12 protein-coding genes (1 of these 12 running past the window's edge) are annotated in these 12,631 nt (G+C 30.2%); 3 read left to right on the top strand and 9 right to left on the bottom strand.

The window, feature by feature from the left end:
• A protein-coding gene (locus PZA12_RS10120; protein WP_103699405.1) for a PrsW family intramembrane metalloprotease crosses the window boundary here: on the bottom strand, window positions 1-32 show its beginning. It extends 1,072 nt beyond the left edge of the window; the window shows 32 of its 1,104 coding nt (coding positions 1-32); its start codon is at window positions 30-32; its stop codon lies beyond the left edge, outside the window.
• A 146-nt stretch (window positions 33-178) separates the two neighbouring features.
• Window positions 179-1,315: a hypothetical protein gene (locus PZA12_RS10115; RefSeq protein ID WP_245160065.1), complete on the bottom strand. Its 1,137-nt coding sequence runs from the start codon at window positions 1,313-1,315 to the stop codon at window positions 179-181.
• Between the two features lie 172 nt (window positions 1,316-1,487).
• Between PZA12_RS10115 and PZA12_RS10110 the strand changes: the two genes are divergently transcribed.
• Window positions 1,488-3,173: an IS1634 family transposase gene (locus PZA12_RS10110; RefSeq protein ID WP_338481381.1), complete on the top strand. Its 1,686-nt coding sequence runs from the start codon at window positions 1,488-1,490 to the stop codon at window positions 3,171-3,173.
• Between the two features lie 70 nt (window positions 3,174-3,243).
• On the opposite strand, the gene PZA12_RS10105 is transcribed toward PZA12_RS10110, so the two are convergent.
• From PZA12_RS10105 to PZA12_RS10095, 3 genes are all read right to left on the bottom strand, one after another.
• The gene (locus PZA12_RS10105) at window positions 3,244-3,690 is read right to left on the bottom strand and encodes a hypothetical protein (RefSeq protein WP_245160061.1); all 447 of its coding nucleotides are present in this window, start codon (window positions 3,688-3,690) and stop codon (window positions 3,244-3,246) included.
• A gap of 46 nt (window positions 3,691-3,736) precedes the next feature.
• Window positions 3,737-4,384: a Fe-only nitrogenase accessory AnfO family protein gene (locus PZA12_RS10100; protein WP_103698922.1), complete on the bottom strand. Its 648-nt coding sequence runs from the start codon at window positions 4,382-4,384 to the stop codon at window positions 3,737-3,739.
• A 307-nt stretch (window positions 4,385-4,691) separates the two neighbouring features.
• Window positions 4,692-5,255, bottom strand: a complete 564-nt coding sequence (locus PZA12_RS10095; RefSeq protein WP_103698923.1) for a GNAT family N-acetyltransferase — start codon at window positions 5,253-5,255, stop codon at window positions 4,692-4,694.
• A gap of 154 nt (window positions 5,256-5,409) precedes the next feature.
• Here PZA12_RS10095 and PZA12_RS10090 point away from each other — a divergent pair, with 154 nt between their 5' ends.
• The gene (locus tag PZA12_RS10090) at window positions 5,410-6,234 is read left to right on the top strand and encodes an MBL fold metallo-hydrolase (RefSeq protein ID WP_103698924.1); all 825 of its coding nucleotides are present in this window, start codon (window positions 5,410-5,412) and stop codon (window positions 6,232-6,234) included.
• Between the two features lie 165 nt (window positions 6,235-6,399).
• Here the strand turns inward: PZA12_RS10090 and PZA12_RS10085 are convergent, their stop codons facing one another.
• Window positions 6,400-7,356, bottom strand: a complete 957-nt coding sequence (locus PZA12_RS10085) for an NAD(P)-dependent oxidoreductase (RefSeq protein WP_103698925.1) — start codon at window positions 7,354-7,356, stop codon at window positions 6,400-6,402.
• A gap of 280 nt (window positions 7,357-7,636) precedes the next feature.
• On the opposite strand from PZA12_RS10085, the gene PZA12_RS10080 reads away from it, so the two are divergent.
• A complete protein-coding gene (locus PZA12_RS10080; RefSeq protein WP_012058176.1) occupies window positions 7,637-8,071 on the top strand; it encodes a CBS domain-containing protein in 435 nt (144 codons plus the stop codon).
• Between the two features lie 110 nt (window positions 8,072-8,181).
• On the opposite strand, the gene PZA12_RS10075 is transcribed toward PZA12_RS10080, so the two are convergent.
• The 3 genes from PZA12_RS10075 to hydA form a co-directional block, all read right to left on the bottom strand.
• Window positions 8,182-9,402, bottom strand: coding sequence for a Zn-dependent hydrolase (locus PZA12_RS10075; RefSeq protein ID WP_077839410.1), 1,221 nt, complete (start codon window positions 9,400-9,402; stop codon window positions 8,182-8,184).
• A gap of 32 nt (window positions 9,403-9,434) precedes the next feature.
• Window positions 9,435-10,934, bottom strand: a complete 1,500-nt coding sequence (gene preA / locus PZA12_RS10070; protein WP_181006026.1) for an NAD-dependent dihydropyrimidine dehydrogenase subunit PreA — start codon at window positions 10,932-10,934, stop codon at window positions 9,435-9,437.
• 146 nt (window positions 10,935-11,080) lie between these two features.
• Entirely contained in the window at window positions 11,081-12,448 is a 1,368-nt protein-coding gene (gene hydA / locus PZA12_RS10065) for a dihydropyrimidinase (protein WP_023975844.1), read from the bottom strand.
• Window positions 12,449-12,631 lie beyond the last annotated feature (183 nt).

Raw genomic sequence — 12,631 nt, 5'->3', positions numbered from 1 at the left:
CAATTTGGACACTCCTTAGTGTTTTTCTCCATATATTTATCCTCCTTTAGTGTGGTTGTAATTATTTTCCCCAATACTTTTTTTGTAATTCAAATTTTCTAATTACATACCCAACTAGTCCCCTAAAAAGTATAAAAATAATTCTATATATAAAATCAATTATTTCTAAATATATAGATTATTCGTCATTTCCTTCGCATGTAACTATTTTTTCGATAATTTCTCCCTCTACAAGATCTATATTCGTCTTTCCTATATATCCAAATTTACATTTATTAAGCTTAATAAAATCCATAGCTCTATGAAACGTCGAATGATTCATATATTGGGTATAAAAAAATATGTAATCAGCTGTATTTAAAATTCTTATATCAAAGTTTTCGTTGAAACCATTTAACATTCTTATTTCTGGATATTTTATTCTAAATCGCCTTCTCCATTCCTTATCTCCGCCAATTATAATAATTTTTTTGCTCATAGTATATTTCTCTAATCTTTTGTTAGAATCCGAATTTCTGTGAATAGTATCAGAATTAAACTCATATTCTTTTAAATATTCTAAATCCAATTTTAAAATCTTTTCTTCATTTAATTTATTCTCAAGAATTCTAATTCGATCTTCCTTCTTCTTCATTTCTAATTTATGTATATTATCTAGCTTGCTTAATTCAGACTTCAGCCTCTTTTCATACATTAACTTTTCTTTATTAAAATAATCAAGTTTATTTTTTAAGCTAATGTTTTCTTTTTTAACTTCAATCATCTGCTCCTCTAATGTGCTTAATTTATAGCTACTTGACTCCTCAATATTATTAAAATATAAGTTTCTTGCCTTCTTATACTCATTAATAAGTGATTGTATAAATATTCCACTAATAATACAAAATAAAATTATGTCTGAGTCTTCATTTTTTACCATTCTCACATAAGGCAGTATAACTTTCTCAATACAAATAAATTGTGAGTCTTCAAACATACTCTCTATATTAATCCCATTGATTATAAACAAATCCTCTAAAGTTTCTCCTAGTATTCTAGCATGCTCATTATTATGTCTTAAAATATCTTTAAAATTATATATTTTGCCAAATTCTCGCTTTATTAGCAATTTAACTTCCTTTATTCTATTCTTATAATTTTCAAGCTCAATCCCAATATTTTCATTTATAAACTTCTTAGATTCAAACTCCTCAATATCGTTTAGAATAGAAATTACGAACCCTTGATCGACTATTTCTGGTGAAATATAAATAGCAAAATATAGATATACTGCCGCATCAAATTTTGCTTCTATATTCCTAGTTATTAAATCCATTTTCATGTACCTATTTTTCAATATTTTCTTATCATGCTTCTTTACGGCATTATATATAACTCATATTCCGCCTAACTAATTTTTCCTATTTAACCTCAACTATTCACTATATTATTTGACTAAAAATTATTATGATTACGGTATGCAAATAATATTTAATGGGGGGATTGGAATGGATAAAGAGTTGTTATTGGAAAATATTGAAATGGAAGCATATAGCCATGGAAAAGCGACGCTTGTAGCAGGTATGTGTAAGAAACTAGGAGTTATCAACATCTTTGATCAATATTTGACTAAACAAAATGGGAGAAAGCCTGATATAGCTTATGGGATAATGGCTCAAATGATTTTAGCAAATCTTTGTCATTCAAGACGACCATTATATCTTATGGATGAGTATTTTGAACATATTGATATTGAAGGGACATTTAACAGCGATGCGAAGCCTCATAATCTTACAGATGATAGATTTGGCTGTTTTCTTGATAATTTTCATGAAGCTGGTCCAAGAAAAATTTTTTCTGAAATAAGTATGACTGCTTTCGCTACGTATGGATTGAGTATAAAGAATATTAATTACGATACTACCTCAAAGGTAATGTGGGGCCAGTATGAAACAGAAGAAGGTAAAATAGATGAAATATCAATTGATTATGGATATAGTAAAGATAAAAGAAATGATAAGAAACAAATAAAAATTGGAATTGGAACAGCTAACGGTATAGTTGTAGACGCAAAAGTTCTTTCGGGTAATACAGATGATAAAACTTATAATAATGACGCTATAGATGATGTTGATGAAATTTTAAAAAAATCCAAAACTAGTAAAGATTCATTCTACTATGTTGCAGATAGTGCATTTTTTACAGAAGAAAATATTAATAAAGCAAATGGTAGAGATATAAAATTTATAACAAGAGCTCCTGAAACAACAAATATGTCTAAAATCTATATTGGTAAATTTTTTAGTGAAAGACAGTTAACAAAAGATGTTATTTTTGAAAATGCCCAAGGTAAAAAAGTTAAATATCAAGTATTAGATTATAAATCAGAATATAAGGGGATTCCAGTTAAACTGGCAGTCTGTTATTCCTTCACTCTTGAAGAAACCAAAAGGAAAACTATTTCTAGGCATGCAGAAAAAGAATATGCCGAATTAGAGAAAAAAATCAAAGTATTTTCCAAGCGTAGCTTCGCGTGCGAAGCAGATTCACAAAAAGAAATAGAAGAGTTTTTAAAGACTAAAGGGAAAAAATTAAAATACCATTCTGTTAATTTGAATATTGAAATGAATGAAAAACGTAAGCGTAAAAAAGCTGATAATAAGGATTCACAAAAGGAATATGAATATACTATTAATTTAGAAATTAACCGTGAAGATTCAAAAATTGAAGCAGCAATTGAAAGAGAGTGTACTTTCATCTTAGCAAGTAATGATTCTGATATTTCATGTGAAGAAATGCTGAAAGAATACAAAACTCAAAGCAGCGTAGAGAAAAAGTTTCAGCAGCTAAAAGCACCAGAGTTTATAGATGACCTTTTTGTAAAAACTCCCAAAAGAGTTGAAGCCTTAACATACATGATACTTATTGGTTTAATGATTTTATCAGTAATGGAACATGTAGTCAGACGTGAGATGAAGAAAGATAATACGATTATACTTGGACCTGGAAAAATAAAAATGTCCAAGCCGAGTTTAAAAGCTATAATGGGTATCTTTGAGTATGTGCCTATACAAGTAATTAAAGTTAATAACAATTGTATAAGAAAGTTTCAAAAACCACTAAAAGATAATCAACGGCAGATATTGAATTATTTAGGTTTGGATGAAAGTATTTTTGTTGGACATGCTATTTAACAAGTATATATTTCAAAAAATTTAATAATGATTCCATTAGGGATAGTTTAGAAATTTACTATGGAATAATTCACATATAGATATATATTATTCCAAACTTTAAATAAAGAAAAGATATTTCACTGAAATGCATAGCATTCAGCGAAATATGAGATATAATTGGATAATACTTTCTAAGAACTTTAATAATCTTGCTTCTTAATGTACTATCCGTTTCCCCTTCTATAAGTACCCCAACAATCCTACGTGAATATATTTCTTGTTCAATATTTGCTTGCTTTATAGTAGTATAGTTTATACAAGTGTCATTTATAGCCGCATTATAATATTTCAGTCTATCTTCATAATATATTTTATCAATATCTTTTTTCATTTCTTTGCTTCTTGTTAGACTTATACTTATATTAGCAAATATATAATTTCTTATAATGTTACTATCAATATTTAAATGTTCAGAAATAATTTTTGAAAAAGAACTTACATTTATTTTTCTATTATTACGCACTTCAATATCCACCAATTTTTCCCTCCCTGCATTTAATACTGAATCCAGAATCTAAATCCTAATATTCATCATAATTATTTATTACCACAATATAATCACTTTCTCCAATCTTTGAAAACTGAAAATTAAGATGCAATTTTGTTAAATCTTCTTCTAACCAATTTGGAATATGGCTGCAGGCTATTATTAACTCATTAAAAATTTTTCTATTTAGAAATGGCCTCAAAGCTTGCTTAGACGTAATACCTATATTATCCTTCTGCAAATTCTTAAGATTTAATATATAACGCCCACATTCTCCATTACCTAATGAGATAATAAATTGCCCATCATTACTTATATCTGAATGATTTATAAATTTACTTACTTTCTCTTCCTCTTTTTCTTGTTCTAATATATAATCCAAAAAACATAATGGATTTCCATCCATATTCCACAAACTCAATCCCATTTTATCCAATGTAGTATGAACTAAATCCGAAAAATTCTTAGCAACAAAAACTTTGCATTTTCCTAGCTCTTGCACAATATTTAAAACTTCTAAGTAACTTTCTTTACTATCCTTTGTATAACAGAATTCAAATACTAATTCTTTAACCACTCTCCATTCATTTCTCTGCTTTGTAAAAACCTTAATAAATTTGGTTTTCTCATATTCAGTAACCTCTCCAAAATCATTTACACAAACTGCAATTTCATTAACCATAAATACCTCCATGTTTATACTTAATTTCTGTAAATTCTTTTATAATAAATTTTATTTTAGTTACAAAAGCATTTAATCTTTTTAATTAACAGAAATAAAAAAAGTCTAATTTATATACTTTTTCAGTATAAAAATTAGACTTCATAGCCATTATGAAAGAATTAATTTATCTTTATTTTTTTTACAGCTTTGGTTTAGGTAGCTGTTTAATAATATTATTATATATTTTAAAATTACATTTTTCAATAAGCCTTTGCTCTTATCTCAATGTAGTAAAAATAGAACTTTTACATTTTAAGAATTTAAACTATACATAACTTAATTCAACATATTTTGAATATAAGCTTCCTGGAATTATTTCTTTGTATATATCCTTTAATCCTGCATAAATTGCCAGATCTTCAAGATCTACATTACATAAACACATAATGCAATAATCTATATCAAATAATTTACAATAAATATCTGTCATTCTCATCCCGTTTCTTTTATAAAAGTCAATTCTTCTTTTCCTAATCACTTTCTCGCTTTCATTAGGTCCGCATTCTACTCTCTCTACTTCTACTATAATTCCATCATAATTTCTAAAATGCTCCTGTAGTATACTTAAAAATTCACTTCCAATTCCTTCATCTCTATGTTCTTTACATACCGCATAGTAATCAATTAACAAATATGATTTTGATGAAGCTAAAAGTGCGTATGCTAGAAGTTCATTATTATTATACAAGCCTATACATATGTAATTTTTTCTTTTATTAAGTTTCTGTATTACATCAAGAGGCTTTAATTCCCCATACGGAAAATCTTTTATCATATGTTCATTATAGATAATTTCAATATCTTCATTATTTAGTTCTTTTAGATTCATTTTCGTTCATCCTATCATTATCTTATTTTCTCAAAACTATTTCTCTAATTATAACATATTTTTTCTATTCTCAAATTCTTACTATTCAAAAAAATAATTACAATATGAACCATTTGTGGTAATATATAATTATTTCGAAAAGGATGGTGTTATTATGAAAACTGGAATTGAATTGATAAAAGATATTGATGACTGTATTTTAGAAAAGGGAGATGCTGCGTTCTGGTGGCTTGGACAGCTGGGATACGTTATTAAGATGGCTGAAACCACTATCTATTTAGACGTATTTCTATCGGATTGGCCTAACAGAAAGATTCCTCCACTATTAAAACCAGCGGAAATTGTAAATGCAGATTTTATAATTGGCACTCATGATCATCCTGACCATATTGATCGAGATGTATGGCACCAATTATCTATTAGTTCACCCAACGCAAAGTTTGTAGTGCCAAAGCTTCATATCAATAAACTTTCAGATGACTTAAAAATACCTAAAAATAGATTTATAGGTCTGGATGATGGATTATCAATTTCAGAAAAAGACTTAAAGATATCTGCAATTCCTTCAGCTCATGAGTTTTTAGATCAAGATTCCTCCGGGCATTATCCATACTTAGGTTATATAATTGAGGGAAATGGATGTACTGTATACCATTCTGGTGATACATGTATGTATGATGGTATCTTCTCAAAATTAAAGCAGTGGGATAACTTTGACATTATATTTCTTCCTATCAATGGACGAGATGCTAAAAGATATACGGAAAATATAATAGGAAATATAACTTACCAAGAAGCCGTTGATTTGGCTGGAACTATTAAACCGAATTTGGTCGTTCCAGGGCACTATGAAATGTTTGATGATAATAGCGAAAATCCTATATTGTTCTATGATTATCTTAATGCAAAATATCCTGAAATTAAATGTTGGATTGGAGATCATGGTGAGATGGTTAAAATATGTAAAGCAAATAGATGAGCAAATAACCTCACTAATTTTCTAAGTAGCAATAAACAACTAGTATATATCCCAACAATTATTATTAACTAATTGCTGGGATATAGTTTTTGTCATATAAAACCTAGTGAATCTATTGTAAATTCAAAAATATCCTTATTGCTTGTTATTGCTTGATACTTAATCTTAAACAATAATATTAACAGGTTCTTTCTTAATAAAAGCTTCTATATTATTTGCTAATAAATTTATAAGCCTTTGTCTAGACTCAAAACATTTCCAACCTATATGTGGAGTAAGAATGACATTTTCCATATTAAAAAGTGGATTATTTAATTCTGGAGGTTCTGGATCTTGAACATCAAGTGCAGCACCTGCAATCTTTTTATTTTTCAAAGCTTCAATTAAATCTGTTTCCTTTATAATGGCGCCTCTAGATGTATTTATAATAAATGATGACGGTTTCATAAAATCTAATCTGGACTTGTCAATAAGATACCTTGTTTCTGTAGTAAGTGGACAATGTATTGTAACAAAATCACTTTCTTTTAGAAGTTCTTCAAGGCTTACAAATTTGATGTTTGAATCTCCTAAATCTTTATAGCTTCTACTGTATACAAGTATTTTCATTCCCAATGCTTTAGCTACATTCATGACTTGTATTCCTATAGATCCAGCACCTATAACTCCAAGTGTTTTATTTTGTATTTCTATATGAGGAACCTGAAGATATTTAGTAAAATTACTGTAATTTTTATTTTCAATCATTCTTTGCTGCTGCGCTAATGATGAACTTAAATTTAGAATAAATGTGATTACTAGTTGTGCAACCGCTTCGCTGCTATATCCTGGTACATTGCATACAGATATACCTTTTTCTCTCGCTGCTATAATGTCAATATTATTATACCCAGTACCAGCCTCACAAATTAATTTAACACTGGATGGAAACTTTTCTATTAACTCCTTGCTAATTGTAAGTTCCTTTGTAATTACAATATTTTGTTCTATTACCCGTTCTAAGATTTCATCATTGCTGCTATCTTCATATTTAGTCACTTTACCTAAATTATCTAGCGATGAAAAATCAAGTTGTCCATCAAAGTTTATTCTGCTTGCATTAAGAAACACAATATTATTCATTTTATCCTCCTACTTCTCTTTTTCACTTTTTATAGCGTGAAAGTATTAAGTAATATTACTCTACAATATTATAACATTTTAAATGTTAACTTTATCCTATTAATTAAAATTTAATAATATTTCACCTCTCTTAAAAAATAGATGCTTTTTCTGCATTTTTTATTTCAAGAATTAACATAAGTATTTCGATAAATCTATTCATTCTAAATTTTTATTAGCTAAGAAATTTTAATAATAAAAAACATATTCATAGGGAAATATATTTTTGGAGGTGATCATTATGCAAATAAAAGATGTAATGTCAAAAGATATAGTGAGTTTAAATTCAGAAGATTCTATTGAAAGAGCTGCTCAAATGATGAGACAATTTGACGTGGGCGCAATACCTGTTTGTGATAACTCAAACAAATTAGTTGGAATGATTACAGATAGAGATATTGCTTTGGATTGCGTAGCATCAGGTGCAAGTGCAGATCAACAAAAGATATGTGATTATATGACTTCAAATCCTGTTACAGGAAGTCCTGATATGGATGTTCATGATGCAGTAAGGCTAATGAGCAGACATCAAATAAGAAGATTACCTATTGTAGAAAATAACAGTGTTATCGGTATCGTTTCTCTTGGTGATATTTCACAAGAACCAAATCTACAAGATAATGCTGAAGTTGCTCTTAAAAATATTTCAGAGCCTGGAACAAACAATCATATATAGATGTTATATCAGTAAAAAATAGTATAATTATACTATTTTTTAATTGTAAATATAAAAACAATTTCATGGCATAACCGTCATGAAATTGTTTTTAATTAATTTTGTAAAAATCAATTATTATCAATATCTAATATTGTTTTCAACAAAACATTTGCACCCTTTAAACAGTTTTCAAGTGGTGTAAATTCTTTTTCGCAATGACTGTGTCCCTTTTCACTTGGAACAAAGATCATTGTAGTTGGAATGATATCTGTAATAAATTGTGCATCATGTCCAGGACCACTATACATTCTTTTTGTTGAATATCCAAATTCTTTTGCATTTTTTTCAACGTAATCTACAAACTCAGTATAAAAATGAACTGTATTTCTTGCCCAAGCTTTTTCATAACTTGTTTCACATTTTTCAACAACTTTAGGAATAGCTTTAATTATTTCAAGAACCTGATTAATTACTTCTGGATCTTGATGCCTTGCATCCAAAGTAAATTTAACACAATCAGGAATAACTGTATGGATATTTGGATGAGCTGAAATCTTTCCTGTTGTATATACAAGCTTACTATCAAGCTTGTCAAGTTCATCATGAAGATATTGAATAGTTTTTACAGCCGCATATAGAGCATCTTTTCTATATTTCATTGGAGTTGTTCCAGCATGATCTGCTTGCCCTGTAAATGTAAATTCATAATTTATCATTCCGCAAACACCTTCAACTACTCCTATATCAATTTTTTCATCTTCTAAAACAGGTCCTTGTTCAACATGTAATTCAACTAGTGCCCTGTATTTTTCTGGATTCATTCTATTTTCTATTTTTCCCATATATCCACTGGCTTCTAATGCTTCCTTAAATGTAACTCCTTCAGCATCCTTGGATGCTAACATAACATCTTTATCAAATTTTCCTGTAATAACACCTGATGACATCATTGCTGGTTCAAAGCGTGCCCCTTCTTCATTAGTCCATATAACAACTGTTATTGGATGTTTATGAGCTATTTTTTCAGTTACTATAGTTTCTGCAACTTCTAATCCAGTAAGAACTCCCAAAATACCATCATAATTACCACCTTGTTTAACTGAATCAGCATGAGATCCCATCATAATAGCAGGTAACTTTTCCTCTCCCGGAATGGTTGCGTATATGTTCGCCATATCGTCGGTTTTTATCTCCATACCAAGTGCTTTGCATCTTTTGCAAAATTCCTCTCTTGCTTCTAAAGCAGCAGGTGATAAAGACAATCTTGTGATTCCTCCTTTACCTGTATCTCCGAATTTACTAAATGTTGTGATTTTATCTTGAAGCCTTTCTTTATTACAAGTTAACATATGAATATCCCCCTTTAAATTTAGTATAGTAATTATTTTTTCACTCTCTTTCCTGGTTCTACTGCTCTTGCAGGACATACAGTACTGCATAATTGACAGCCTACACATTTATCTACTAACAAGATTGGCATTCTTGTATTTGCATCTATCTTAATTGCCTGGTGCCCTCCATCATAACATGATAAGTAACATCTTCCACATCCTATGCACTTTTGCCTATCAAACCTTGGATAACAAATGCTATCTCTATCAAGTTTATCTGTTGGCACAATATTAGGTAAAGCACTACCAACAATTTCAGATATATTTTTATAACCTTGTGAACTTAAGTACAATTTCATCCCATTAATTAAATCATCGATAATTCTATAGCCATATTGCATTACAGACGTTGTTATTTGCAAATTTTCACATCCTAAGGCCATAAATTCAGCTGCATCTTTCCAGGTCTCAATGCCGCCCATCCCACTTATTGGCGCATCTTTTAGTTCTTCACAAGCTTTCATATCATGAATAAATCGTAAAGCAATTGGTTTTACTGCTTTTCCTGAGTATCCTCCTACGCTAGTCTTACCTTCAACATTAGGTTCTGATTCAAAGTTTTCTAAGTTTAAATTCATAATACTCTTAATTGTATTAATTGCTGCAATCCCTGTTGCTCCTGCCTCCATTGCAGCCATTGCTGGTATTTCCATATTTCCAATATTAGGTGTCATCTTCGCAAGTATAGGTAAATTTGTTCCCTTTCTAGTAGCTTTAGTATATAGTGCTACCAAATCTGGATTTTGTCCAACATCTGAACCTACGCCTTTACTTGTCATATGTGGACATGAGAAATTACATTCAATAATATCTGCTCCTGCCTCTGTCATTAGCTTGGCCAATTTAGTCCATTCTTCTTCATTTTGCCCCATAATTGATGCAACAATAATTTTGCTTGGATAGTCTTTTTTCAATCTTTTTAAGAATTCTATATTCTCTTCTAGCGTGTGATCTGAAATCTGTTCTATATTTTTAAAACCAACAAATGGAACACTTTCTTTACTTAAAGCAGTAAACCTTGGTGAAACCTCCTTGGGTACAAACATACCAATAGTCTTAAATGCTACCCCTGCCCAGCCCATTTCAAATGCTTTAGCTACCATTTCGTAATTACTTCCAACTACTGATGATGAAAGGAAAAATGGATTTTCACACTTCACACCACAGAAATCTATTACTAAATCAACTTCATTTTCTTTAACTCTAGATTCAGTTGATATTGCTTTCATAACTTTGTCAATTGGTACTGATTCATTAATTTTTCCTTTTAAGCAAGCCTCCTTACATGGCTTTTCTTCACATGTGTCACAAGGAAGTAGATTGGGCAGTTTATTTACTGCCCCAGCCTTATTTTCAAACCTTAAAGAGCGAATAATAGTATCCACTTCAAGGGAGTTGGGACAAGCTTTGCGACAAGGTGCTTCATCACATAACAAACATCCTGACACATATTCATTTGTTGAAATATCTTTATAAAATAAACTACTCATTTCCATTCCTCCTAAATTATAATTTATCTGATGTTTAGCCTCTGTAACTCTCATTATTCTTAATCTGTAGATAACATCATTATCATAATCCTAGATAGCTTGAACTACAGTCAAGGTACTAAATATCACCAAAGCCAAGTTCCAATTTACTTTCTTCCTACTCGTTTTACAAATTGTCCAAATCCTGCTTTTCCAACGAATTCACCATTATCATAAACTAAATTTCCACGCACATAAGTTTGTACTGGATATCCATGAAGAGTTTTACCTTCCCAAATTGTATGATCATAATCTGAATGCATATTCTCTACCGAAATTGTGAAGTCTTTATTTGGATCATAAATTACAATGTCTGCATCTTTTCCAACTGTTAGAGAACCTTTTTCTGTGCATCCAAATATTTTAGCTGGATTAAATGAACATAATTCTACCGCTCTATTAAAAGTGATTTTTCCTTCATTTGCTGCTGAAAGCATATATGGATATAAATTTTCTACACCTGCACACCCATTTGGAATCTTCGTAAAATCATCTTTCCCCCAGTCCTTTTCATAGCTTTGGAATGGGCAGTGGTCTGTAGCTACAGTATCAATATCTCCTGATTTAATAGCTTTCCAAAGTGCATCTTGACTTTCTTGCCCTTTCATTGGTGGTGAACATACAAAATTTCTGCCATCTTCTCTTTTATAAACATCGCACGTAAATTCCAAATATTGTGGGCATGTTTCAACATATATATCATGACCTTCTCTTTTGGCTTCAATAGCAGTTTCTAATCCTTCCTTGTCTGCCATATGAACTAAATATAGTGGCGCTCCTATGGATTTAGCTAAATGCACTGCCCTTTTATCTGCCTCAGCTTCAACAAATTCTGGTCTGCTTAAGTAGTGATACCATGCTGAAGTTTTTCCTTCTTTTAAGAAGTTTTCAATATTTAAGTCAATCAAATCGGGATTTTCAGCATGGATGTTTGTCATCGCCCCAGTTTCTTTAGCCTTCAATAGTATTTTCACTAAAGTCGCATCATCCACCATCATCCCCTCTTTTTTATAAACTAAGAAACATTTAAAACTAGGTACTCCATATTCAACTGCATCTTCAAATTCATCTAAGATAGTTCCTTCATTTAAATCAGTTATGATACAATGAAATGCATAATCTACGCACGCCTCTGGATCACACATTTCTTTTCTTGTTTCAATGGTTTCAATTATTCCGTTGCCTTTTCTTTGCATTGGATAATCAAATACTGTTGTAACACCTCCACATGCAGCTGCCCGTGTTCCGGCAAGATAGCTGTCAGCTGAAACAGTACCTCCAAACGGCATAGCTAAATGAGTATGTGCGTCTATAGCCCCTGGTAATATTAACTTGCCTTTAGCATCTACAACACTTGCACCTTCTTCTGAAAAACCTGTTCCAATCGCTACAATCTTTCCACCTTTTACAGCAAGGTCAGCTACATAAGATTCTAATGGTGTTACAATAGTTCCATTCTTAATAATTAAATCCATAAGTATTCTCCTTCCATTTATATATATCCTTAATATCTAAATAACTAATTTAGTTAATAATTTTCTCTTTAATGCTTCTGCTTTTTGTTGTACTTTTGATTTAAGCTTCCTAATGTATTTGTTTTTTAATAAATTAGTTCTTTTGTGATAAATTACTTTCTCAAATTAAAATTTTGTTATATA

It is taken from the genome of Clostridium beijerinckii (assembly GCF_036699995.1).
Lineage (GTDB): Bacteria > Bacillota > Clostridia > Clostridiales > Clostridiaceae > Clostridium > Clostridium helianthi.
Note: the sequence above shows the minus strand (reverse complement) of the source record. Positions and strands in the feature narration are given on the sequence as shown.